Here is a 24,603-nt window from a genome sequence, read left to right as displayed (position 1 = left end):
CCTATCAATCACCGCACTCAGTGCGCACGATGAGCACACCTTTTTAGAATACGCGCTTGGCAACACCACACCGAATAGGTGCCGAACAGATCAGAGGATCAAAGTCCACGTCACCAAAGCGACTTCATCGGACTCGTTTTCCCAGCTATGCGGTTCCCGCCCGGAAAAAGTCATGGTGTCACCGGCCTCAAGTTCAACGCGCTGCTCAGGCAGAACGAGGGTGAACCTTCCGGCAATCACATGCAGCACTTCTAATTCGCAATCCACCGAATACAGTTCTGCTTCACCGACACCTTTGGGTGCAATTTCAGCTCGGATCATCTGTACCCGTTTTTCACCGCGCGGAGTCACCAGCTGTTCGGTAATCCCATCACCGCCCAAGGACACCCGCGGTGCTTCGTGAAGCCGAACCAACATGGTTTCGGGCACTTCGAATAGCGTCCCCACCTCAATACCCAGCACCTCGCACAGCTTCAGCAGTGTTGACACCGAAGGGCTCGTCAAATCTCGCTCCACCCGCGAAAGAAACCCCTTGGTTAATCCGGAAAGCTCGGCCACCTGGTCGATAGTCATGCGCTGTCGCTGACGTACCCCACGTAACCGAGAACCAATATTGATTGCAGCTCCGCTTGATTCCACGGGCAGGGTTTTCATGCATTCACTCCATCGGGTCGTTCGTTAGGGCACACCAGGCAACGATTGAGTGATTCAAGGGTTCACCGCGGCGAGTTTACTAATAGTAAACAGAGCATAGCGCCCAGCCTGCAAATATGCTGTGTCTCACACGCTTCATACTCAAGGCACGTACATACTTACTTAGACTCTGTGCATGGATCACAGCAAAGAACTCCTGCAGGAATATCTCTCCGATGCCCGCGAAGCCATCGTCTACAAGGCCCAAGACCTGAACGATCGCCTGGCCCGCAAACCACTAACCCCCACAGGAACGCATATCCTTGGTGTAATCCATCATCTGGCCATTACGGAATACGGATACTTCGGACAGTGCCTGAACCGCACCATTGATGATCCCTATATCCAAAACCTCTTGGACATCGATGATCCACAAACCGATTTCCTACCACCGGCCCAGCTCAGCGCTGACAAAATTATCACGCTCTACCAAGAATCGACTGCTTTCGCCGACGCAGGGATCCGGGCCTTGCCTCTGAACGCGCCGGCGGAAGTTCCGTGGTGGATTCGCCGACGGCACACCACACTCGAACATCTCATGGTGCACATGATCGCAGAAACCTCTCGGCATGCTGGCCATCTTGATATCGTGCGCGAACAGCTTGATGGTTTCGTCGGTTTACGTGCGGCAGCCCCAAACCTCCCCGACTATTCAGCGGCACAATGGGCCGAGCAATACGAAGCGATCGACCGCCTCGCCACCACCAAAACTCAAGAGTGAGCACCAGAACAAGTCACATAACGGAACAGATCTTCATTCTGCGTAGCACCGGCGGGTAGCATCACAAGTGTTGCTTCACGAGACACGGCGTTAAGCTCCGACTAGCCGTGCACCAACCCCAGATTCATGGGTGGTTCGGATGAAGAAGCGGTCCGTTCACTCACTGTGTTCGGGCAAGAACTCAGCGAGAGCGCATCACATGGCATATTCTGTTCTGCCCATCCTCGACCGCCAAACCGGTCAAGTGCAATTTAAGTTCCAGGGCCAATGGCTGATCCGCTACGTTGATGACCCCGGGCAACTAGAACACTTACTAGCCCGCTGCGCACGTCGTCCGCTCTTCAACCCTGATTCCTCTGAACTGGTCCTGGGTGTGGCCACGGTCGGGCAATCACAGGGGCGCAGCATTGCTTTTAGCCTTGCCAAATTCCCAAGCCTGAAGCCCCTCACTAAACTTGGTAGCTGACCCGTTCACCGAGTTTCGCTAAGAAATTCGACCTGCCAAGAGAGCTGTTTTCGTGATGTCGAACCCCTCAACAACCGAACCGACTCGTGCCCAAATCCAACGATGGCGAAAGTACCTCGCCGATGAAGTCGCCGAAGGCGCTATCTACCGAACCCTCGCCCAGAAGAAAACCGGGCAGGAAAAACAGATCCTATTAGGTCTGGCCGAAGCCGAAGCCCGGCATGAGGAACACTGGCGGTCCAAGCTTGGAGAGCATTTCAAGCCAGTGCGCCCCTCATTGCGCCGTACCATCCTGCGTTTCCTCGCTCGCAACTTCGGCTCAGTCTTCGTGCTGGCTATGGCACAACGCTCAGAGAGCAGCTCGCCTTACCGTAATGACAAAGACGCGACCGCACAAATGGCCGCCGACGAACAGGTCCACGAAGAAGTAGTGCGTGCGTTGGCCACCGCCGGCCGCGCTCAGCTCTCAGGCAACTTCCGTGCAGCAGTCTTTGGCGCCAATGACGGGTTGGTCTCCAACTTGGCACTGATCATGGGTATCGGGGCCACCGGCGTTTCTTCCACCTTTGTACTCTTCTCCGGTATCGCAGGGCTCTTGGCCGGTGCGCTGTCCATGGCAGCTGGCGAGTTCGTCTCCGTGCGTTCCCAGCGTGAGCTACTGACCGCCTCTCGACCCACCCAGGTCACGCTCACCGCGGCCCCCAACCTCGACTTGGATTCCAACGAGTTGGTGCTGATCTATAAGGCCCGCGGTATGAACGATGAGGATGCAGAACACCGCGCCGCCGAACGCATGGGGTTGTTCACCTGTGACTGCAACCCATCATTCTCGTTGAACCCTGAGGAACGTTCAGAGGAATTGGAAAGCGAACACGAGGAGCTTGGCTCCGCCACGGGCGCCGCTTTCACGTCGTTCTGCCTCTTTGCTTCCGGTGCGGTCATTCCAATCCTGCCGTACATCTTCGGACTCAGCGGTTTGACGGCCATCATCATCTCCGTCGTTTTGGTGGGCATTGCACTGATGATCACCGGCGCGATCGTCGGATTGCTCTCGGGCGCTTCCCCGCTCAAGCGTGGTCTGCGCCAGTTGGCCATCGGTTGGGGTGCCGCCGCAGTGACATACTGCCTGGGTCTACTCTTCGACGTACAGGTCGCCTAACCAGATCATTACTCGCAGCAATAAGAACAACCTCGCTTCCCATCTCGGGGAGCGAGGTTGTTCGTTTCTCAGCGCTACCAGCGTGTACGACGGCGCAACGTACCCATAGAGTTAATGAACTCCATGGCCTCGGCCGCGGTATCCACGAGCGCTATTCTCTCTTCCATCACTCGCTCGGCAGCCAACGCCTTCAGCAATGGCCACGCGGGCATGGTCTTGGTCCAATACTCACGCCCGAGTAGAACCATAGGCACCACGCGTGCACCGGTGGCGTAGTAGTTTTCGCAAGCATCCTGGAAGATTTCTTGCACCGTACCGGCTGCCCCGGGCAGGACCACCAACCCACCCGTGGACTGTTCCAAGAGCACCGCTTCGCGGATGGAATTGGTGAAGAACTTTGCGATCTTCGTTGCAAAAAGATTGGGTGGTTCATGCCCGTAAAACCATGTCGGTACGCCCAGAGATTCTCGGGTACTGGGGAATTTTTCTTTGACGGCGAGCGCGGTGCGGGCCCAACTGGTGCGCTGGTGAATGGCATCCGGCTGTGAAGCTAGCATCTGGAGAGCAAGTTCAATCTCTTGTGGCTTGTAGTCTGCCAACCACGCTCCAGCATTGGCTGCTTCCATGGCTCCCGGTCCCCCACCGGTGGCCACCGCATAACCGTTCTGGGTAATCATTTGCCCAAGCTGTACCGTCTGCGCGTATTGATCTGAACCGCGGAGCATGGCGTGCCCACCCATGACACCGATCAAGGGCGTCTCTTTGAATACTCCCTCATACACTTGAGCAACGAGGGCCTGCCCCACATGGTGATCGTGCAAGGTTCGAGCCATGGCATCATCAGAATTCAACGCAGCAGGCGCAGTGTGCTGTTGCGAATAGGCGTAAATCTTCGCGTCCGGCACCTGCTCGTAGTTGGATGTCTTGATGCCGGCATAGAGTTCATCCGGGGTGTACAAATCCCGCGCCGTAGTTTCAAAAGGCAGTTCCTTGCCAGAACTCATACACAGTCCGCCAGTGGCTTGCACTAGTTCCCGCCCTTGGGCTGAATACTGACAGTCGATAAAGATCGCTTCGGATAGGTCTAAAGCCCGAAGGACGGAGTCCCTCTCGCGCAGATCGACACGATGCACGCGCCAGCTAAATCCACGGGTGTGACGGGAGGCTAATGCTTCGGCGGCCAACCGATCAAACTCGTTGAGCGAGGTAATATTGACCGCTCTTGCCGGTAGATAGGGCCAGATATGGGACATGTGTCAACGCTACGTCACAGCTAGTGATTATTCACAGACATGCCCTTCAACTTTCACCACGGGCCGGAACGTGAAACGATGAGAGGATGAGTGATTCTGTTCCACCAACCATCGACGCCCGCCACTTGCTGCGCTACCTGGGCGACGTCCCTTTCTTTTACGGAAAGAACATTGCTGCTGAAGAAAATTCAGTAGTTGACGTGGAGTTTGATGAATCGACTCGGCAAATCGAGGGCACTGTCCGTGCCAACGACGAAGAATTCTCGCCGATGATCCAGGTTCATCAGGTCGACGACGAGTGGAAAATCGAACTGTGCGAATGCACCTGTGACAAGCCGGGCATCTGCCCACACATTGCAGCCTTGGCGATTGTCTCGAACAAGATTGCTTCTTTGCCCCGCGCCGTCGCCGTGGCAGAAGAAAAAACTTCAGCCGCCTGGGCCCAGCAAATTGACTCGTGGTTTGAACCATCTGAGCCTGGACCTGCCGATGGTTTGCTCGGTTCGCAGAATGACCCGGTAGTAGCCATGGGTCTGCAGTTCATGCTCTTTGATGCGAAGAACGCCACTCAGCAACAGCAGTGGATGCCCACCGGCAGCATTCCACACCCCACACGTAATAAGCGCTTCCGTCTCGGTGTTCGCCCGATGGTCCGTAATTCTGAGGGTCGTTGGGTTCGCGGACAGCTACGCTGGACCACCCTAGGTTTCAAGACCTACGGCTGGAACTTGTTGCGCGCGCAGCATCACTGGTTCACCCGTTTTGCGTCCATGGCGCGTAGTGATACCCAATTGCAGTTCAAAGTCGACGAAGACTGGCTATTCATGGATGAGTACGCCTCAGAACTGCTGTGGCCACTGCTTGAACAGGCACAAGAACTGGGCATTGCGCTCATTTCTACTCGCACCGAACAGCGTATTCGCATCATTGATCACGCCAGCTTCAGCATGCAGGCAGCCCTGAATGACGAGAACCTGCAACTGGGCGGCATCCTGCATATCGATGGTCAAGACCTGGCGCTAGACTCTGACTCCCCTAGCGGCGTTATCGCCGATCACGGTTTCTATGCACAGCTCGGTTCACCCGATGAAATCTGGTTGGCTCCTAGCCAGGAACCGATCGCAGAGGCCCATCGTCGCTGGTACATTGACCGCCGGTCGGTGACTATTCCAGTGGCTGAAATCGATAGCTTCTTTGAATCTACCTACCCACGCTTGGCCCGTCGCTTTGAGCTTCACAGCACCAGCGAGGACCTGGTGCTACCCGACCTTAAGCCTCCTTACGTGCAGGCCAATGTCACCTACAAGCGCGACCTCAATGACAAGGGCGAGCCCAATGACTCCGCAACCTTGGAATTCCAGATTCGCTATCCCGGCGTTCCAGATCAGCAAGCTGTCTACGATTTTGAAGCTGAACAGCAGCTTCGCGCAGCTATTGATGAGGTCTTCCAGCAGACCACAGAAACCGGAAACCCCGATCTATCCCCCAAGTTCTATTCGGGCGAAAGCGTCATTTCCTTTGTTTCTGAAATCTTGCCTGCCATCGAAGCGTTGCCTATCGTCAAGCTGAACGAAAAGGGCACCCGTCCAGTCTTCCGGCAGTTGCGCGAGCTTCCGCAGTTGAAGATCAACGCGGTCAATCATGAGCGTACGGACTGGTTGGACTTGGGGTTGCTGATCTCCGTGGGTGACCACGAAGTGCCTTTTTCTCAGATTGTTGAAGCCATGAGCAACGGTCAGATGAAGATCAAGCTGCCGGACAATACGTGGTTCTCACTGAACCAGCCGCTGTTCGCCAAGCTCAAGGCTCTGGTGGATGAAGCCCAGGCGCTGAATGACAAGCCGAAGGAAGGCGATCTGAAGCTCACTGTCTTCCAGATTTCCCTCTTTGAAGAACTCGATGAACTCGCCGAAGGGGTCGACGGCGCAGATTTGTTCATCGGGCGTATGCGTTCCTTGCTCAAGGTTGCCGAGGGCGAGCAGGCGATGGTCCCTGAGACCCTCAATGCCCAATTGCGCCCCTATCAGGTTGAAGGCTTTCGCTGGCTAAGCCGCCTCTATGAGGGTGGTTTTGGCGGAATCCTGGCCGACGATATGGGCCTGGGTAAAACCTTGCAGACAATTGCACTGATCCTGCACGCTCACGGGATGTGGAGCGATAGCGAGGCCTGCGCCAAGCTTCCAGCAGGTCAGCGAACTCCGGCTCCGTTCCTGGTCGTTGCGCCAAGCTCAGTCGTATCTAACTGGGAAACCGAAGTTAAGCGATTCGCCCCGAGCCTTCGCGTGACCAGCATCGAGGGCACGATGAGTTCGCCGCATCAGCTCAGTGATCTGGCGGAGAACTACGACGTCATCCTCACCACGTATACCCTGTTGCGTTTGAATGACGAGATTTACGAGTCCCAGCGCTTTGCCGGGTTGATTCTGGATGAAGCACAGTTCGTGAAGAACCGCTCCACCAAGGCTCACCGAACGGCCGTGAACTTGCAGACCAACTTCAAGCTGGCGGTTACCGGTACTCCAATGGAGAATAACCTCTCCGAGCTCGGTGCACTGCTGTCATTGGTGGCACCTGCGCTGTTCTTGAATACGAGTCGCTTCAACCGTCAGTTCGCCCGGCCCATCGAGGTCTTGGGTGATAAGGACACACTGGCCTTGCTGCAGCGACGGATCAAACCGTTTATGTTGCGACGTACTAAAGAATCAGTAGTCCTCGACTTGCCTGCCAAGCAGGAGCAACAGCTGTTGGTTCGTCTTTCCGATGAGCACCAGCATGTTTACGACACTCACCTGAACCGCGAACGTCAGAAGATCCTGCACTTGGTTGAGGATCTGGACCGTAACCGTTTCACGATTTTCCAGTCGCTGACCCATCTGCGCATGCTCGCGTTGGAACCTTCACTGGTTGATCCTGAACTTGCCGATGTCCCTGGTTCGAAGCTGGAGGCGTTATTTGACCAGCTCGATGATGTTTTGGGTGAAGGCCACCGTGCGCTGATCTTCAGCCAGTTCACTTCGTACCTGAAGGTATTGGCCGACAAGCTGACCGAACGCGGCGTGAATTTTGTGTATCTTGATGGAAATACACGAAATCGTTCTAAGGTCATTGAGCAGTTTAAGGATGGCGAAGCTCCGCTGTTCTTGATCTCGCTCAAGGCCGGTGGTTTCGGTTTGAACCTGACCGAAGCGGACTACTGCTTCCTGTTAGATCCTTGGTGGAACCCTGCAGTAGAAGCGCAGGCCATTGACCGTACTCACCGTATTGGTCAGACTCGTCAGGTGATGGTCTATCGGATGATCTCGCAGGGCACCATCGAGGAGAAGGTGGTGGCCTTGCAGGAGAGCAAGCGTAAGTTGATCTCTACCGTCATGGATGAGGCCGATGGGTTCTCTAAGGCATTGACCGCACAAGATATTAGGGGCCTGCTCGAGTAACAGGTTGATTAATTCTCTGGGAATAAGAGGCGTCTACCGGCCGGACGCGATATATTCAGTATGTCAGTTGGTATGCGCTAAGCCACACATAGTGCGCCCATCGGTCAGTGGCTTAAGCGGATCCTCGCTGGAGCGAAACGAACGATAAAGGCGGTAATAACCGTGTCCCTGATTAAGTCGGAGACTATCAGTACACCGGATGACGACTGGATGCGTGCATCGGTAAGCACCGAAAAGGATCGTGTGGTCATTGAAACTGATCAGCAACGCCTGTCCCTGGAAAACGACAGGCTGCTAGAAAAGGTTCATCGGGTCCTAGCATCACCACTCGAAGAGATTTTTTACAACCCTAAGCACAGGATGCTTCTGATCCCAGGTGCTTTCGCCTTTATAGGTTCGTCTTTCCTGCGGATCGATGATGATGCGACCGTTGGCTTGCGAAGCTAAGAACAATCCTGCTCGTGCCCCAAGGCGCCCACTCGGCGCTCTTGGGGCATTTTCAGCTTTAGATCGCTTCAGGGATCTGGGCGGTCCATCCCACCATGGGCTAGGTTCAGCAAGCCAAAATTCTCCCCAATATAACGTTGCCGCAATCAAAATTGGTGATTTTATACAGTTTTCTCAGCGTGTCGCAACGAGGTCTTTGTCACATTTTCTTCGACGTTTTAGACCCTTAAAATTCCACGCCCAATTCTCTTGGATGCCCTATAGCTTCTACGGTGTAGCCGAGTTCACCTCCCCTGCAGGGAACTTTTCAGCACCACCACCTTTGAGACCCAGGACACGTTTCGACTGGGGGTACGAAGCTACTTTTTGGTAGGGTTGATAACTATCCGCTCAAGCGTTTCATCGCTCGAACCCCGTCTTTTGGCGGTTTTTCGAGTAGAAATCTATCGATTTCGAAGAGTCGCCCGGCGTCCAAATATGACTGTAGAGAGTAATTTTCGACTCCCTTGTCGTGGCAGTAGGACGTCGGAACCACGACAAGATCAAGAAAGATATGAGGAGTGAAACTATGGAAGCAGCTAATCCGCGTAAGCAAAGGTTTTTTAGAAAGCGTCGACTGAAAGTAGAAGACGTCACCGTCGTTGACGACTCAATGCTTAAGAAGGCCATCGGGGGAACCGTAGTCGGTAACCTCATGGAATGGTACGACGTAGGTGTCTATGGCTACCTAGCCGTCATTATCGGCAAACTGTTCATGCCAGACACCGTTGATCCAGCAATTCAGACTTTATTCAGCCTCGGTGTTTTCGCCGTGACCTTCGTTGCCCGTCCGATGGGTGGCGTGATCCTTGGTCAGCTCGGTGACCGCGTCGGCCGACAGAAAATCCTCGTCTTTACCCTGCTGATGATGGCTCTGGCCACCTTCGGTATCGGTATTCTTCCGGATTACTCGGTATGGGGCGTAGCAGCACCAATTCTGCTCGTAGTTTTGAAGCTGATTCAGGGCTTCTCCACCGGCGGTGAGTACGCCGGTGCTACTACGTTCATTACCGAGTACGCTCCGGACAAGCGACGCGGTTTCTACGCCTCGTTGCTGGACTTGGGCTCGTACATGGGCTTTGCCTTGGGTGCGGCTTTCGTATCCATCTTGCAGCTGACCTTGACCGAAGACGTCATGGAAGGCTTCGCATGGCGTATTCCATTCCTGGTGGCCCTGCCATTGGGTGTTATCGCACTGTGGTTCCGTTCAAAGATTGAAGATACGCCGGCCTTCAAGGAAGCTCAGGAAGCTGCCCACAAGGCCAGCGATGAAGCTAAGAACTCGGCTGATGCCCCTAAGGGTGTCATCGCCTTGGTCAAGGCCTACTGGCGTGAACTGCTGACCGGCTTCATTCTGGTCTCGGCGGCGAATACCGCTGGCTATGCTCTGACCAGTTACATGCCGACGTACCTGACCGAGACCCTGCATTACGATCCGGTCCACGGTAACCTGCTGACGCTGCCGATCCTGGTGGGTATGTCTTTGTGCATCCCGCTGACCGGTAAGCTCTCAGATAGCATTGGCCGCCGTAAGGTACTGTTTGTTGGTTCGGTCTCGGCTATCGTTCTGGCAATTCCTGCATTCTTGTTCATGATGCACGGAGCAATCTGGTCCACCTTGGTTGGTTTGGCGCTGTTGGCGTTCCCAGTGACTTTCTACGTGGCCAACCTTGCCTCTTCGCTTCCTGCGTTGTTCCCTACCGCGTCACGTTATGGTGGCATGGGTATTTCCTATAACTTCGCCGTAGCCATCTTTGGTGGCTTCGCACCGTTCATTATGCAGGCACTGGTGACCATGACCTCCTCGTCACTGGCTCCAGCATTCTGGGTGATGGGTACGTCGATTGCTGGTTTCATCGCGATCTGCTTCTTGAAGGAATCGGCACGTAAGCCATTGCCAGGTTCCCTGCCATCGGTTGCTACCGAGGAGGAAGCCATCGAGCTGGTCAAGACTCAGGAAGAGAACCCCGACCTTGATGTGGAAGAGCTCTTCGAGCAGGTTCCTGCTCTTGAGGAGAGCTACCAGCAGGAGCTAGGCGATCAGGGCAAGTCCGGTAAGGATATGACCCCGCAGGCCTAAGCGCGGCTCTTAATAACTAAATAGTTCAGGGGAAGGCCACCAAGTTTTTGGTGGCCTTCCCCTTGTGCACCACTGCCCTGCCTGTGGTTGACCGGCCATGCAGTGGATAAAGTAATACCCCGGATCAAAGACCCGGGGTATTACTTATGCGCTCAGCGTGAGCTTAGAGAGCAGCGAAGACTTCGCGCAGCAGTACTGCGGTCTCCGATGGAGTCTTGCCGACCTTCACGCCAGCTGCTTCCAGTGCTTCCTTCTTGGCCTGGGCGGTGCCGGCCGAGCCGGAAACGATGGCGCCTGCGTGGCCCATGGTCTTACCCTCAGGAGCGGTGAAGCCAGCCACGTAGCCAACAACTGGCTTGGTAACGTTGGCCTTGATGAATTCAGCTGCGCGCTCTTCAGCGTCGCCACCGATTTCACCGATCATGACGATGGCCTTGGTCTCTGGGTCAGCTTCGAAAGCAGCCAGTGCGTCGATGTGGGTGGTACCGATGACTGGGTCACCGCCGATGCCGATGGCGGTGGAGAAGCCCAGATCGCGCAGTTCGTACATCATCTGGTAGGTCAAGGTACCGGACTTGGAAACCAAGCCGATTGGGCCCTTGCCGGTGATGTTGTTCGGGGTAATGCCGACCAGTGCTTCACCTGGGGTGATGATACCTGGGCAGTTAGGGCCGATGATGCGGGTGATCTGGTTGCCGTCGGCGTCAACCTTCGACTGTGCCAGAGCCCAGAACTCAGCGGAGTCCTGTACTGGAACACCTTCGGTGATCACTACGACAAGACCGATTTCAGCCTCGATAGCTTCAACGACTGCGTCCTTGGTGAACTTTGGTGGCACGAAGACGATGGATACGTCAGCGCCGGTCTCGGCCTTAGCTTCAGCTACGGTGCCGAATACCTTGATGTCCTGGTCGCCGTGGGTGACGGTGGTGCCAGCCTTGCGGGCGTTGACGCCGCCAACAATGTTGGTGCCAGCCTTGAGCATCAGGGCGGTGTGCTTGGTGCCTTCGCCGCCGGTGATGCCCTGGACGATGACCTTGGAGTCCTTGTTCAGGTAAATGCTCATTGTTCGCTTATCCCTCTTACTTCGCTGCGTTGGCGAGCTCGGCGGCCTTGTCGGCGCCCTCATCCATGGTTGCTGCCAGGGTGACCAACGGGTGGTTGGCCTGGGCCAAGATGGCACGACCCTCTTCAACGTTGTTGCCGTCCAGGCGGACAACCAGTGGCTTGTTCGCTGCGTCACCCAGGGTGTTCAGCGCGCCAACGATGCCGTTTGCGACAGCGTCACATGCGGTGATACCACCGAAGACGTTGACGAAGACCGACTTGACCTGTGGGTCGTTCAGGATGACGTCAAGGCCGTTAGCCATGACCTCAGCCGAAGCGCCACCACCGATGTCAAGGAAGTTAGCTGGCTTCACGTCGCCGTGGTTCTCGCCAGCGTAGGCAACAACGTCCAGGGTGGACATAACCAGGCCAGCACCGTTACCGATGATGCCGATTTCGCCGTCCAGCTTGACGTAGTTCAGGCCCAGGTCCTTAGCCTTGGATTCCAGTGGATCGGCTGCGCCCTTGTCTTCCAGCTCTTCGTGAGCTGGGTGGCGAACCTCAGAAGCGTTGTCATCCAGGGAAACCTTGCCGTCCAGTGCGACGATGTCGCCGGCGCCGGTCTTCACCAGTGGGTTGACCTCAACGAGGGTTGCGTCTTCTTCCTTGAAAACAACCCAGAGCTTCTGGATGGTTTCTGCTACCTTGGCACGCAGTTCTTCTGGGAAGTTTGCTGCCTCAACGATTTCGGCGGCCTTCGCGGCGTCAATGCCGACGATTGGGTCTACAGCGACCTTAGCCAGAGCCTCTGGGCGCTCAACTGCGAGCACCTCGATCTCCATGCCACCTTCTACCGAGCACATGGCCAGGTAGTTACGGTTTGCACGGTCCAGCAGTACCGAGAAGTAGAACTCCTCAGCGATGTCGGCGCCCTGAGCGATCATGACCTTGTTCACGGTGTGGCCCTTGATGTCCATACCGATAATGGCCGATGCGTGCTCAAATGCCTCATCAGCGGTCTTAGCGACCTTTACGCCGCCAGCCTTACCACGGCCACCGACCTTGACCTGTGCCTTTACTACAACTACGCCGCCGATCTTCTCAGCTGCGGCCTTGGCTTCTTCCGGGGTGTAAGCGACGATACCGGCAAGCACGGGAACGCCGTGTGCCTCGAATAGATCGCGCGCCTGGTACTCATACAGGTCCACGGGTTTGTGTCCTTCGTTCGAAGTTCATGCTGACTCGCGGCATGGCCATAGACCGAAATCTATGCCATACCTAAGAGAGCGCACCGCAACAAACGGACGTCATAAGGCGCCGTAGCCCGTGCGCACCTCTCAGACTATCCCGACTTTCGTAAAGTTCCCACTTTTACAACACGTAGAGAAACTGTGAAATTACGCCGAGAACCAAGTAAATGTGACGAAGAAAACTCGAGCTTTCGGTTGACTATTCCACGATCTCAAGCGGTGCATATCTGAGCAATAACCGCTTTTCAGAATCTGGGAACTGCACCTTGGCCACGGTCTTGTCGCCGGCGCCTTCCAGAGCAATAACAGTTCCCAAGCCAAAGGCCGAATGCTTGACCGTTTGGCCAACCTTTGGAATGGTAATGTCCTTGTTCTGCACCACACGCTGTTTAGAAACCGGTGCGGCGTTCAGTCCACGTTGCGGCGTACTGCTTGAAGTTCCCGCGCCCCAATGGCTTCCACGCTCATATCTGCTCGTGGCGAAATTCACCGCAGAGTTACCAAATCCGAAGCCCGAAGAGCCAGAACCTTCGCGTTTCCAGTCAATGAGCTGCCCGGGAATCTCTTCCAAGAACTGGCTCGCCGGGTTGTATTGGGCTTGGCCCCACAGGCTGCGCTGTTCGGCTCGCGTCAGGTACAAGCGCTCACGTGCACGGGTCAAACCAACATATGCCAGGCGTCGTTCTTCAGCTAGCTCCTTGTCATCGGTCATGGAACGCTGGTGTGGGAAGACACCGTGTTCCATACCGGTAAGGAAGACGACGGGAAATTCCAGCCCCTTAGCTGTATGCAAGGTCATCAACGTGACCATGCCTTCTTGGGCTGCCATGGCTGCCCCTTCGTCGTCGCTGGGCGCTTCAGGAATCTGATCGGCGTCAGCCACCAGCGCAACTCGCTCCAAGAAGCCGGCGAGTCCACCGTCGGGATCCTCAGTGACAAAGTCCCGGACCACAGCAACCAACTCGGCCAGGTTCTCGACCCGAGATTCATCCTGCGGATCCGTCGACAGTCGCAGGTTCTCCAGGTAACCAGTCTGTTCAAGTACTGCTTCGAGTGCTTCAGCCGGTCCCGAGCCTTCGGCGACCGTTTGCAGGTCATCGATCAACGAAACAAAAGCAGCAGTCATCTTGATACCGCGGGTACCCAGACCTGGGGCCTCATCGGACCGTCGCAGGGCCTCCATGAAGGAAATACGTTCGCGGTCAGCCAGTGCTGCAACAGCTCCCTCGGCGCGGTCGCCGATGCCGCGCTTCGGCTCGTTGAGGATTCGCCGGACGTTGATGTCATCCTCAGGGTTCACCAGCACGCGGAGGTATGCCAAGGCGTCCTTGATTTCCTTGCGGTCGTAGAACCTAGTGCCACCCACCACGCGGTATTTTAGGTCGACGCGCATCAGCTGTTCTTCTAGTGCACGCGATTGAGCGTTAGTGCGATAGAAGATTGCTACATCGCCGGGACGGACATCATGTTCGTCGTTCAGTCGCAGGATCTCTTCGGCAATCCATCGTGCCTCGTCGGATTCCGATTCACCGGCGTACCCGGTGATGAGTTCACCGTCGCCGCTTGCCGTCCATAGTCGCTTGTCATTGCGGTCAGGATTGCGTTTGATAACTTCGTTGGCTGCAGAAAGGATCGTCTGAGTCGAACGATAGTTCTGCTCAAGTTTGATCGTTGCGGCGTTGGGATAGTCTTTTTCGAATTCAATGATGTTACGAATATCCGCGCCACGGAATGCGTAAATTGACTGGTCAGAGTCACCCACCACGGTGAGTTCACCAGGAGCGGTGTCTCCCTCGATTCCGGTCAGCTCACGAATCAATGAGTACTGAGCGTGGTTAGTATCCTGATACTCGTCAATCAGCACATGACGGAAACGACGGCGGTAATTATCGGCAACGCGTGGGAATGCGCGGAACATGTAGACAACCTGACCGATCAGATCGTCAAAGTCCAAGGCATTGGCCGAACGCATCCTTAGGGTGTATCCGCGGTAGACCTCGGCAACAGCCCGAGAAAATGGGTCGTTGGTGTTGATCGTCGCTGCATAGTCCTCATCATCGATGAGTTCGTTCTTCAGCGAAGAGATTTTGTTCGCGATGGCCTTGGGTGTGAATCGCTTAGGATCAATCTCCAAGGACTTCGCGACCAAGGTAATCAACCGTAGTGAATCGGTTGAATCATAGATGGAGAAGTTCGATTTGAGCCCAATGGTCGCAGCCTCGCGACGCAGGATTCGAACGCACGAAGAGTGGAAGGTGGAGATCCACATTTTTTTGGCTTGCTCTTCACCGATCAGTTCGCCGGCACGCTCACGCATTTCTGCTGCAGCCTTGTTGGTGAAGGTAATGGCAAGGATCTCGTGTGGACGTGCACGCCCTGTAGCCAACAGATATGCAATGCGATGTGTCAGGACACGAGTTTTTCCTGATCCGGCGCCCGCCACAATCAGCAAGGGTCCGCCGGCATAGCGAACAGCTTCCTCCTGCTGCGGGTTCATCCCCTGCAGCAAATCCTCTGCGCTTGGCATGACCTGTGGTGTAGTTTCGGCGGCAAAATCATCAAAAAGAAAATCCATGATGTAGCCAGTCTACGTGGGGCTGCGGACACTTTCAGTGCCTGTAGAAAAGTACCGGGCATGGCACAGGCATAATGGACTACATGGCAAAGCAGGTCAAGAAATCCAAAGAGTATCGTAAGCCAAATCAATTTAGGGAGCAGCAACTCCCAACATCAGATTCAGCTGCAGGTCGCCCGGCAGGAAAAACAGTTCCGCAAGAAAACAAATCAAATCCAATGATTCTGATATCGGTTGGTTTGATTGTCTGCCTGGCGCTCTTCGCTTACTACCATCTGCTGACCATGGTTCAGATGAAGGATCTGAGCGATTCACTGTCTATGCCAGATCAGCGCATCTTTGGCTACACCATGGCGGACATCGAGGCCTTGCGTGCCACGATGGATTCAGATGCCGTAGGACAGCTGAATTACCTGCACAAGACCGCTGGCTTCCTCTTCCCCATGTTCACCGCGGTCTTCACCATGTTGCTCTTCATCCGTTGGATCCCTAATCGTCGAACCCGTTGGTTGGCATGGTTGGCTCCGATAGGTTTTGCGGTGACTGATATTTGGGAGAACTTTGCCATCGATGCTTTGTTTACCCACGATCTCAGTGCAGGCGCGGTTCTGTTAGCGTCCATTCTGACTACCATCCGTTGGGCGCTACTGCTCATAACCGGTGGTTTGGTTATCGGATTGGGTGTCTTCCGCGCCAATCGCGGCCTGAAGAGTAAGTTGCTAGCGATTCGTGAGGGCACTGACTAGTGGTCCGGGTGAAATTTACCCTCAGCACCCTTGTAAGATAGTGTTGTTGGTGTTTTCACGCCCATGCCTCTGTAGCTCAGTAGGATAGAGCGACCCTCTCCTAAAGGGTAGGCCGTCGGTTCGATTCCGGCCAGGGGCACAACGAGAGCTTTGCTCCCAGAAGTATTCTGGAGGCAAAGCTCTTTTCGTATCTCACTACTTATTATTTAGCATTCGTGGGCACACATAAGGGTACGTCCTTAATGGACGTACCCTTATTTGACTTAGGCTAAGTGTTTTAGCGCAGCAGCAACGCGGTGGCCTTAGGCGACAGCGATGCATCCATAACTACGCAAGCACCACCGATGGCGCCAACATTCGAGCCAAGTTCCGAAGTGCGAGTCTCAATTTCATGCACACCGCGCAGGGCGAAGCGACGTTCGATGGCCTCGCGGACTTCGCCCTCGACCAATTCGCGAACCTTGTCCCACTGTGGTCCGCCGAAAACAACTTCGCGAACGTCCAGCGAGTTAGCCAGCTGCCCGGCTACTTCGCCAACCATGGTCATGGTCTCGGTGATCAGTTCCTTGGCGACCTTGTTGCCTTCGTTGGCCAACTCGTACAGACGGTTCATGCCTTCGGCACGCTGTTCCGGACCAACGATTTCGTAGGTTGGCAGCTCCAGTCCGCGTTCCTTGGCCTGTGCCGAGATGTACTCGTAGGAGGTACCTGCTGCCAGGCAGTCATCGGCGCCGCAGTCTTCACAGGTGAAGGACTTGTGGCCAGTGGAGTAGTGTCCAATTTCGCCGGCGTTGTTGCTGGCGCCGTGGTGTACGTCGTTGTTCAGGACAAGACCTGCGCCAAAGCCATGGCCACAGTAGATGAAGACGAAGTCGTTGTTCTTCTCTTCCTTGGACTGCCACAGCTCCCCAACGGCTGAAGCAATCGTGTCCTTTTCGATGATGACCTGCAAACGCAATAGCTTGCGCAATGGGTTGACCAGTTCAACATCAGCCCATCCATCCAACAGTGGTGGGTTCAGAACTACGCCATCTTCGACGTTGACTGGACCAGGTACCGCAATGCCGACACCGACGATGTGCTTCTTTGGAATGCGGATTTCAGCGATGAGTTCCTTGACCGTGGTGGCCATCAGTTGGATGGTCTCGGTAGCAACTTCCAAGTTAGGAAGTTCGATGCGGCGTTCGCGCAATACTTCACCGCGAAGGTTCATTGCGACGAAGCTCAGTACGCTGGGGTCAAGGTGGATACCAATGGAGACCAGACGGTTGCCTTCAAGCTCCAAAACGGTGCGAGGCTTACCTGGGCCCGATACAATCGTGCGGTCTTCTCGAACGATCCCATCGTCCAACAAACGTCGAACGACATTTGAAATGGTCTGCGGAGACAGACCGGTCGATCCTGCAAGCTCTACTCGGCTGATGCCTTCAGGTGCGCGTCGAATTGATTCGAGAATAACTGCTTGGTTGAAGTCTCCCAAACGGCCTAAATTTGTACCCCGTCGCATTATTGCTCCATTGTTCTGTAAATTAGATGGATCGATCTTCCTGTTCCAAAATTTTCGTAGCCACGTGTAGATGATCTGATTACTGCGAGTAAGACAACCATTCACGGTGTACAACTAAAAACGTTGGAGATCCAATTAAGCACGTTACCATCTCTAACGCATGGATACACGCGATATTGTGTTTTCGTGAAGAAAAATTTGACGATATCAGCAGTATGTTTAATCAACAACCAAGGAGAAATCCTCTTGGTGCGAAAGCGTGGGACCACAAAATTCATGCAGCCCGGCGGAAAACCCGAATTCGGGGAATCGCCGTTACAAACTGTTATTCGAGAAATTCACGAGGAACTTGGCATTGAGTTCTCACCCGAAGAGCTGAAGTTCAACGGCGAATGGATCGGTCCTGCCGCCAATGAGGATGAGACATCCATCCATGCTTCCCTATTTACCGCGCACTTTAATGGCACGTTGGAGCCTCTGGCAGAGCTCGAAGAGCTGCTGTGGATCGCACCGGTTGAAGCCATGAAGCGTGAGGATTTGGCACCATTACTTCGTGAATATGTGCTGCCCGAGCTTATCGCTCGTTCACAGCCTTGAGTGCCGACTAGTGCCGTGAGCCTAGGCTTGATACGAAGGCTCTAGCTTGCTTGCAGGAACTCATCCCAAGCCGCGTCGATATGTTGGAGACCTGAAACCAGGTGGCCTCCCATCCGTGGGCGATGTGGGGTGATGCGAAGCTGCCAGCCTAGCTGTGAGAGCATCTTGTCAGCTTTTCGGCTATTGCAGTGCAGGCAGGCCGCAACCAGGTTCTCCCAGGTGTTCTTGCCTCCCCTGCTGCGCGGAATTACATGATCGATGGTGTTTGCTGATTTTCCGCAGTATGCACAGGTATAAGCGTCGCGACGCAAAACGCCCCTACGCGTGACATGAAGCATGTCGCGGTAGGGGCGTCGTACATAACGTTTTAAAACGATGACAGTTGGTCTGGGTAACTGTCCATGGGAACTACGAACCGGAGAGTCATCATCTTGGAGAACAATGGTCGCTTTATCGGCCATCACCATCACCAGTGCACGTCGAAAAGTCACGACGGCTAAGGGCTCGTATCCTGCGTTTAATACCAATGTTCTCATTTGTCGTACTACCTTCTTGAACCGATAGCTGCCATCTGGCATTGATGGAGCTCGCGTTCTGATCGGAGTGTCTCTAACCGCTAGCCTATTCGATGATGCGGCTGGTTAGTGAGTATCCGAGAAAGAAATCAAGTGTTTTTCACTATTTTGATGCGTACAGTTAACTTGTTTAAACGAACATAGGCCATCGAACGAATGATTCGTCCGATGGCCTATGAAAAGCTGTGTAGCTTAGCCAGCTAGGGTGTAGTAACCGTACAGCGGGTTGCGCGATACGGAGTGAACCAGCGTACCAACGCTTGGGTTCTGAGCACCGATCATCTGGCCGTTGCCTAGGTAGATGCCAACGTGGCCGCCACCGTTCTGGAATACCAAGTCGCCTGGCTTAGGGTTGCTGGTGCGCTTGAACTGACCCGAACCAAGGATGGCCGAGGTGCCACGAGCAATGTTGATGCCATGTTGTGCGTAGACGTACTTGACGAAGCCGGAGCAATCCCAGCCACTTGGGGTGTTGCCGCCCCAAACGTATGGAACGCCTGCGTACTTTGCAGCGGTAGCTGCAATGCCGGACAGGCTGGAAGTCTCAACCGAGGATTCGGTCTTGGTCTCAGTCTTGGTAGTAGTCTGAGTCTGCTGGCTACCGTTGTTCTGGCGAGTCGTTGGAGCAAGTGAGTCCGAAGAATCGCTGCTGCTCGACTGGCTGCTGGTCGACTGAGTCGAGGTGCCCGACTGGGTGCTACGAGTGGTTGGCTCGATGCTGTCAGCTACGGCAACAACTACTGGCTTTGGCTTTTCCTGAGCGGTAAAGCTTGCGCGTTCGATGTCTACGGAAGAGTCCTTGTCGGCAGCAACGCTAACCGACTTAACTGCAACGCGCTCTGGGGTGATGGTGTCAACCGGAGCGGCCGAAACATCACGTGGGGCTGAAGCCTGACCTGGTACACCCAGAGCAACGATCAAACCTGATGCTGCAGCTACTACAGCTGCCTGGCGTCCTACCGAACCTGCGTTCGAAGATACTGCCTGCGAAATCGCTTCTAGCGAGTTAGTGCGTGGAACGTCAGCACGGCGACGTCCATGGGTATGACTCTTGGTCACTATTAATGCCTCTCCTTGATACCTACGAGGTAAGCTGTCGGGTTCGAAGTGGAGTTACCTCGGTGGATTTGAAGTTGCCTTCTCTATCCACTTCACCCCTAGGGTTATTAGCCAAAGCTAACGACCCGATATTGGTTCCCCCGCCACTGCCGTACGAGTTGTGTATAACTGCTCATTGCGTGTTGGCAGTGCTCGGTTCTCACGCAAAGTTGCCCAGGGTTTCCCATGGCACGGATATAAGCCTATAGGATGATTTTTGAAATGTCACGTTTTGATCACGGAATAGTGACGAACGTCGTTACAACCATCCAGCAGGGTCTTTAAATTGACCATCCACGATCACTTCAAAGTGCACGTGAGGCCCGGTTGAGTTACCAGTAGTGCCTGATAACGCGATGACATCGCCACGCTTTACGTGGTCGCCAACCTTCACCAAAACCTTACTGTTGTGGCTGTAACCGGTTTCCAGTCCACTTCCGTGATCCAGGGTGACGCGGTTACCTGAGTGTCCGGCCCAGCCGGCGACTTCAACAACACCGTCAGCTGCTGCGTAGACCTTGGTTCCGCTTGGAACGCCGTAGTCGGTGCCACTGTGGATCATGTATCCGGCGCCGGTTGGATTCTTACGGTGCCCGAAAGTAGAAGTAATACGTTGGCTGGTCACCGGTGCAGACAGCAAACCAGCGGTTTCCTTAATGCTGGTGATGTCACCACCCGAGGCAGTCATGATGTCCGAGAACTTCTCTTCGCTCTTAACCTGTGGGTTGAGCTTTGACGAGAGAGCAGCACGTTCTACAGACAGTTCTGCTGCATTTCCCGGAGCCTTGACGTCAACCACTGCCGAGGTAGCGGTGCGCTCTGCGGCAGCTGCAACGGCCTTGTCTTCTTCGATGGTATTGCCCGATAGCTGTGGTGCTGCGACGGCCAAGGCTAGGCCCGACACTGCAGCGACAGCAGCAACCTTATGCGCAAATCCGAGGCGACTAGGCTTTCGAGCGTTCGACTTAACGTTGGCGATGAATTCAACGTTGCTCGCTACCTGGCTCGGAGCTTGGCTAGTGGCCTGAACCTCGATGGCGCTTGGGAACGCGACAACATTACTGTCGGCAGTCTTAGGTGCCAGATCTGCTTGCGTTGGGGCAACACCGTAGCGCTGCATTGAGTCGAAGCGTCGACCCACAAAGTTTGCGTTGACCGGCTTTACCGGGGCAATAGTTGGGACGGTGGCGGCGGCGCGTGATGCGCGGCGTCCACTGGTACGCTGAGTCGCCGAAGCAGCGATCTCGGTGATCGCATCCACTTCAGTATCAGCAGCGCGACGTCGTCCCGCAGTCTTGGTTTCTACCAAAACATTCCTCTCACTGTTGCGCCTACGAAGTTAGCTGTCGGGTTCGGTTCTGGAGAATGAACCGGCCTGCACTAAGCAGAGCTTCACCCCGAGACGCTTTCACGCCGTAAGAAGTGGGTCCCCCGTTGTTGCCCATAAACTTCGGTTACCGATTTCCGGCGCAGGGCAACACTAGGCGGTCGCGACGGAGACGAGTGATGCCAGTCAGATCGACGGCACCACACTTCAACGTTACCGGTCATCCGGTAAAGTTACAATTTCGTTATCTTTTTTGAGCCCGAACAAATACGTGTCCACTAACCTCAACCGGCAGCTCCAAGGCGCCTTCAATACCCTGTACTCGGACCACGACATAGTCATCGGCTCGCTCCAAGGTGACAATTGCGCCGGGGCGAATTCCGCCTTCATTCAGTTGTCCGAGCAAGATTGGGTCAGTTTGGATCGGCTCCGCCAGGCGCTCGATTGCCACCGGGCCATCGTTTCCGGCCAGCAATGCCTCGTCCAGATTCTCGACTTCATATGAGATTTCAGCCACGTTAGGTCCGCCAAGCACCTCTAGGCCCGGAATTGGGTTGCCGTAAGGAGACACAGTTGGCTTGCCCAGCAAGTCATAAAGTCGACGCTCAACGCGTTCACTCATGACGTGCTCCCAGCGGCAAGCCTCGTCATGAACGTATTCCCAATCCAGGCCGATCATGTCCGAGAGCAGGCGCTCTGCCAAGCGGTGCTTGCGCATGACGCTCGTTGCCAATTCGTGACCTTTTTCGGTCAGAGCAAGGTGGCGGTCGGAAGAAACAACGACTAAACCATCGCGTTCCATGCGAGCAACTGTCTGTGACACGGTGGGCCCGGAGTGACCAAGACGTTCTGCAATTCGCGCGCGCAGGGCCACGATCTCCTCTTCTTGAAGCTCAAGAATGGTACGCAGATACATTTCAGTTGTATCAATAAGATCAGACACAGCAGCCGCTCCTGGAAGTCACAACAGTTAAGTTCGCTCGAATAATACGTGGCGTCGATACCCCACTCTACTTGGTTTGTCGGACAGAAAGCGGATGTAACCCGCCCATCTGTCTTCGTAACCGACGGTAGCGTTTTTCTCACGAGCCCCCGCTATTTGCGAAGATATCTATTGAAACGCCACGGCCATCCTTCAATATTCCGACTTATGGGTATAGGTGGCCTGTCAGGCACTTCAAACTATCGCTACAAGAGGAGCGCGATGAGCACGGACATCCAAATTCCACAAGACCTTCTGCCTGCCGACGGACGATTCGGCGCAGGACCTTCCAAGGTACGCGCAGAACAGGTTCAGGCCATCGCCGATGCAGGCTCCAAGTTGCTGGGTACTTCCCACCGCCAAGCACCGGTCAAGAACCTAGTTGCCTCAGTTCAAGACGGACTGAAAGAAATGTTCAACGCGCCGGAAGGCTACGAAGTTCTTTTGGGCGTTGGTGGATCCACCGCGTTCTGGGATGCAGCAGCTTTCAGCCTGGTTCGTTCCAAGGCGCAGCACCTGTCTTTCGGTGAGTTTGGTTCCAAGTTTGCCAAGGCTACCGATAAGGCCCCATTCCTTGAGGCATCCTCGATCATTGTTGGCGAGCCAGGTACCGTGCCAGAACCGGTAGCAGAAGCCGACGTTGATCTGTACGCATGGCCACACAACGAGACTTCGACCGGCGCAGCGGCACCGATTAAGCGTGTTGCCGGCGCCAACGAAGACGCTCTCATTGTCATTGACGCCACCAGCGCGGCCGGTGGCCTCGACGTGGATCTGGCCGAGACCGACGTGTACTACTTCGCTCCACAGAAGAACTTCGCTTCCGATGGTGGCCTGTGGCTGGCCTTCGTTTCGCCAGCAGCCATCGCCCGCATTGAGGAAATCGCGGCAACCGACCGCTGGATCCCGGACTTCTTGAACTTGAAGACCGCACTGGATAACTCGCTGAAGAACCAGACTTACAACACTCCATCGCTGACGACTCTGGTTGGCTTGGACTCGCAGATCAAGTGGATCAACGCCAACGGTGGCCTGAAGTGGGCTGCTGCCCGCACCGCCGAATCGGCTGGTCTCATTCAGGCGTGGGCAGAAGCATCAGCTGTCGCTTCGCCTTATGTTGCGAATCCAGCTCACCGCTCTAACGTCATTTCCACGGTGGACTTCGATGACTCGGTAGATGCCGCAGCCATTGCTAAGGCACTGCGTGCCAATGGTGTGGTTGACGTTGAACCGTACCGCAAGCTGGGACGCAACCAGTTGCGCATCGCGACGTTCGTAGCCATCGATCCAAGTGATGTTGCAGCACTGCTCAAGTGCATCGACTTTGTGATCGAGCAGCTCTAACTCACCAAAAGCGGGGGGTTTCGAAGAACTGATGTTCTTCGAAACCCCGCCCGTTTTTCTAACTTCTACGATTTTGAACTGCTAGTTTTCCTTGCGCGTGCGATTACGTTGCGCTGCCCGACGACGGGCTGCGGTGCGCTGCGCGGTGCGACGACGTCGAACCTGACGACGTGCCGGTGATTTATGCGTAGCTGCCTCAGGCTCAGTTTCTTCCGATTCTTCGGTTTCTGTGCCCGCAGTCTTCGCAGCGTCATCTGAAGAACCATTGTGTTCTTCATTGACCGCGGAATCCTCAGCCTGTGCATCATCGTTTTCGGTTGCACCGTCCGATTCAGCATTTTCTTCGGCTTGGGCAGCTTCGATCTCTTCCTTGGCAAGGCGGTCAGCCCATGGAACCCAGGCAGGAGCCAGCAGCGAATCTTCGCCAGCGACGATACCGACTTCACAAACAGTGAGGTCTTTAACCTTGGCCCGCGGTACCCGCGCAAGAGTAGCGAACCATGTCCATCCCTGGTACCCCTTTTTCTGGGAGACAAAACGATGGGTGACAAGTCGCTCACCTTCAGCGAAAACCCCGAGGTGCTCGCCGACTTCTTGTGCACCGGCAATTTCGGCGAGCGCGTCGCGCGCCACGTCCACTGCGTCTGCGAGGATGGTGTCCAACTTGGGTTTACGGGCCATTATTTATGCGTCCAGATCGTCGGCTACCGCACGAAGCACGGTAGCAACCTTCTTACCATATGCCTGTTCAGGATAACGCCCCTTGCGCAGGCTATTAGAAACGTTGTCCAGTAGCGTGATGAGATCTTCAATGAGAACTGCCTCAGCTTCAGGCTTCTTGCGTTTGGCGCGGGCCACCGATGGCGCCTGCTCCAAGAGACGCAAACTCAGCGCCTGGGGTCCACGGCGACCCTCAGCAACACCAAACTCGAGCCGAGTCCCCGGGCGCAAGTCATGAACACCTTCCGGCAACGCTGCAGCGTTGACGTAGATTTCCTTGCCATCTTCTGCGGTAATAAAACCGAAGCCCTTGGACTTTTCGTACCACTTAACCTTGCCGCTAGGCATGATCATTTACCTCGTTCGTTCTGTAACTAAATGCATGGCCGAGGCCTGCTCAGCACCATGCATATTTATATGTACAATTCCGCGGAGTCACAGCCGGGGTTCTTCTTAGCTTCTTGCCGGGTACTCAACGTACGGAATCGTTTCAAGTCGTCTATCTAGATTATGTCATCCCTTATGCACTGAATTCATCTTTGC

The 24,603-nt window shown here is 55.0% G+C and carries 21 protein-coding genes, 1 tRNA gene and 3 riboswitches; of the genes, 10 read left to right on the top strand and 12 right to left on the bottom strand.

Translation table 11 applies throughout. From position 1 onward, the window contains the following. Positions 1 to 90: 90 nt before the first annotated feature. On the bottom strand, positions 91 to 654 hold the full coding sequence (locus QMQ05_RS02935) for a helix-turn-helix domain-containing protein (protein WP_345472862.1): 564 nt from the start codon (positions 652 to 654) through the stop codon (positions 91 to 93). Positions 655 to 829: 175 nt separating this feature from the next. On the opposite strand from QMQ05_RS02935, the gene QMQ05_RS02930 reads away from it, so the two are divergent. The 3 genes from QMQ05_RS02930 to QMQ05_RS02920 all read left to right on the top strand — a co-directional run bounded on the left by QMQ05_RS02930 (position 830) and on the right by QMQ05_RS02920 (position 3,039). After that, positions 830 to 1,414 (top strand): DinB family protein, encoded by a 585-nt coding sequence (locus QMQ05_RS02930; protein ID WP_345472861.1) that lies wholly within the window; start codon positions 830 to 832, stop codon positions 1,412 to 1,414. Positions 1,415 to 1,487: 73 nt separating this feature from the next. Then, positions 1,488 to 1,600, top strand: a riboswitch (SAM riboswitch). A gap of 13 nt (positions 1,601 to 1,613) precedes the next feature. Beyond that, on the top strand, positions 1,614 to 1,880 hold the full coding sequence (locus tag QMQ05_RS02925) for a hypothetical protein (protein ID WP_345472860.1): 267 nt from the start codon (positions 1,614 to 1,616) through the stop codon (positions 1,878 to 1,880). Positions 1,881 to 1,935: 55 nt separating this feature from the next. Beyond that, positions 1,936 to 3,039, top strand: coding sequence for a VIT1/CCC1 transporter family protein (locus QMQ05_RS02920; RefSeq protein WP_345474607.1), 1,104 nt, complete (start codon positions 1,936 to 1,938; stop codon positions 3,037 to 3,039). Positions 3,040 to 3,113: 74 nt separating this feature from the next. Here QMQ05_RS02920 and QMQ05_RS02915 read toward each other — a convergent pair whose 3' ends face one another. Next, positions 3,114 to 4,292: an LOG family protein gene (locus QMQ05_RS02915; RefSeq protein WP_345472859.1), complete on the bottom strand. Its 1,179-nt coding sequence runs from the start codon at positions 4,290 to 4,292 to the stop codon at positions 3,114 to 3,116. Between the two features lie 86 nt (positions 4,293 to 4,378). Here QMQ05_RS02915 and QMQ05_RS02910 point away from each other — a divergent pair, with 86 nt between their 5' ends. The 3 genes from QMQ05_RS02910 to QMQ05_RS02900 all read left to right on the top strand — a co-directional run bounded on the left by QMQ05_RS02910 (position 4,379) and on the right by QMQ05_RS02900 (position 10,292). Then, on the top strand, positions 4,379 to 7,726 hold the full coding sequence (locus QMQ05_RS02910) for an SNF2-related protein (RefSeq protein WP_345472858.1): 3,348 nt from the start codon (positions 4,379 to 4,381) through the stop codon (positions 7,724 to 7,726). A gap of 162 nt (positions 7,727 to 7,888) precedes the next feature. Next, on the top strand, positions 7,889 to 8,173 hold the full coding sequence (locus tag QMQ05_RS02905; RefSeq protein ID WP_345472857.1) for a hypothetical protein: 285 nt from the start codon (positions 7,889 to 7,891) through the stop codon (positions 8,171 to 8,173). Between the two features lie 568 nt (positions 8,174 to 8,741). Continuing rightward, entirely contained in the window at positions 8,742 to 10,292 is a 1,551-nt protein-coding gene (locus tag QMQ05_RS02900) for an MFS transporter (RefSeq protein WP_345472855.1), read from the top strand. 163 nt (positions 10,293 to 10,455) lie between these two features. Here QMQ05_RS02900 and sucD read toward each other — a convergent pair whose 3' ends face one another. The 3 genes from sucD to pcrA all read right to left on the bottom strand — a co-directional run bounded on the left by sucD (position 10,456) and on the right by pcrA (position 15,164). Further along, complete coding sequence (gene sucD, locus QMQ05_RS02895) at positions 10,456 to 11,358, bottom strand: succinate--CoA ligase subunit alpha (protein WP_058255566.1); 903 nt, start codon at positions 11,356 to 11,358, stop codon at positions 10,456 to 10,458. A 16-nt stretch (positions 11,359 to 11,374) separates the two neighbouring features. Continuing rightward, complete coding sequence (gene sucC / locus QMQ05_RS02890) at positions 11,375 to 12,547, bottom strand: ADP-forming succinate--CoA ligase subunit beta (protein WP_345472852.1); 1,173 nt, start codon at positions 12,545 to 12,547, stop codon at positions 11,375 to 11,377. A gap of 241 nt (positions 12,548 to 12,788) precedes the next feature. Next, the gene (pcrA, locus tag QMQ05_RS02885) at positions 12,789 to 15,164 is read right to left on the bottom strand and encodes a DNA helicase PcrA (protein ID WP_345472850.1); all 2,376 of its coding nucleotides are present in this window, start codon (positions 15,162 to 15,164) and stop codon (positions 12,789 to 12,791) included. A 218-nt stretch (positions 15,165 to 15,382) separates the two neighbouring features. Here pcrA and QMQ05_RS02880 point away from each other — a divergent pair, with 218 nt between their 5' ends. Further along, complete coding sequence (locus QMQ05_RS02880; RefSeq protein WP_345472848.1) at positions 15,383 to 15,910, top strand: hypothetical protein; 528 nt, start codon at positions 15,383 to 15,385, stop codon at positions 15,908 to 15,910. A gap of 65 nt (positions 15,911 to 15,975) precedes the next feature. Continuing rightward, positions 15,976 to 16,049, top strand: a tRNA-Arg gene (locus tag QMQ05_RS02875). A gap of 138 nt (positions 16,050 to 16,187) precedes the next feature. Here QMQ05_RS02875 and QMQ05_RS02870 read toward each other — a convergent pair. Beyond that, the gene (locus QMQ05_RS02870) at positions 16,188 to 17,417 is read right to left on the bottom strand and encodes an ROK family transcriptional regulator (protein WP_345472846.1); all 1,230 of its coding nucleotides are present in this window, start codon (positions 17,415 to 17,417) and stop codon (positions 16,188 to 16,190) included. 186 nt (positions 17,418 to 17,603) lie between these two features. On the opposite strand from QMQ05_RS02870, the gene QMQ05_RS02865 reads away from it, so the two are divergent. Continuing rightward, positions 17,604 to 18,014, top strand: a complete 411-nt coding sequence (locus tag QMQ05_RS02865; RefSeq protein ID WP_345472845.1) for an NUDIX hydrolase — start codon at positions 17,604 to 17,606, stop codon at positions 18,012 to 18,014. Between the two features lie 41 nt (positions 18,015 to 18,055). Here the strand turns inward: QMQ05_RS02865 and QMQ05_RS02860 are convergent, their stop codons facing one another. From QMQ05_RS02860 to QMQ05_RS02845, 4 genes are all read right to left on the bottom strand, one after another. Further along, on the bottom strand, positions 18,056 to 18,550 hold the full coding sequence (locus QMQ05_RS02860; protein ID WP_345472843.1) for an HNH endonuclease: 495 nt from the start codon (positions 18,548 to 18,550) through the stop codon (positions 18,056 to 18,058). A gap of 231 nt (positions 18,551 to 18,781) precedes the next feature. Beyond that, positions 18,782 to 19,648: a C40 family peptidase gene (locus QMQ05_RS02855; protein WP_345472841.1), complete on the bottom strand. Its 867-nt coding sequence runs from the start codon at positions 19,646 to 19,648 to the stop codon at positions 18,782 to 18,784. Positions 19,649 to 19,652: 4 nt separating this feature from the next. Then, positions 19,653 to 19,823, bottom strand: a riboswitch (cyclic di-AMP (ydaO/yuaA leader). Between the two features lie 123 nt (positions 19,824 to 19,946). Continuing rightward, on the bottom strand, positions 19,947 to 20,996 hold the full coding sequence (locus QMQ05_RS02850; RefSeq protein ID WP_345472840.1) for a M23 family metallopeptidase: 1,050 nt from the start codon (positions 20,994 to 20,996) through the stop codon (positions 19,947 to 19,949). Between the two features lie 4 nt (positions 20,997 to 21,000). After that, positions 21,001 to 21,153: riboswitch (cyclic di-AMP (ydaO/yuaA leader) on the bottom strand. A 105-nt stretch (positions 21,154 to 21,258) separates the two neighbouring features. After that, a complete protein-coding gene (locus QMQ05_RS02845; protein ID WP_345472838.1) occupies positions 21,259 to 21,957 on the bottom strand; it encodes a metal-dependent transcriptional regulator in 699 nt (232 codons plus the stop codon). A gap of 261 nt (positions 21,958 to 22,218) precedes the next feature. On the opposite strand from QMQ05_RS02845, the gene serC reads away from it, so the two are divergent. Beyond that, positions 22,219 to 23,340: a phosphoserine transaminase gene (gene serC, locus QMQ05_RS02840; RefSeq protein ID WP_345472836.1), complete on the top strand. Its 1,122-nt coding sequence runs from the start codon at positions 22,219 to 22,221 to the stop codon at positions 23,338 to 23,340. A gap of 81 nt (positions 23,341 to 23,421) precedes the next feature. Here serC and QMQ05_RS02835 read toward each other — a convergent pair whose 3' ends face one another. Both QMQ05_RS02835 and QMQ05_RS02830 read right to left on the bottom strand, forming a co-directional pair. Continuing rightward, on the bottom strand, positions 23,422 to 24,021 hold the full coding sequence (locus tag QMQ05_RS02835) for a DUF3027 domain-containing protein (protein WP_345472834.1): 600 nt from the start codon (positions 24,019 to 24,021) through the stop codon (positions 23,422 to 23,424). A gap of 3 nt (positions 24,022 to 24,024) precedes the next feature. Next, positions 24,025 to 24,408 carry a cold-shock protein gene (locus QMQ05_RS02830; RefSeq protein ID WP_058255630.1) on the bottom strand — a complete coding sequence of 128 codons (384 nt, stop codon included), beginning with the start codon at positions 24,406 to 24,408 and terminating at the stop codon, positions 24,025 to 24,027. Between the last annotated feature and the right edge of the window lie 195 nt (positions 24,409 to 24,603).

The sequence above is a fragment of the Glutamicibacter sp. B1 genome (assembly GCF_039602135.1).
In the GTDB taxonomy this organism is placed as follows: domain Bacteria; phylum Actinomycetota; class Actinomycetes; order Actinomycetales; family Micrococcaceae; genus Glutamicibacter; species Glutamicibacter ectropisis.
This window is presented reverse-complemented; position numbering and strand designations above follow the sequence as displayed.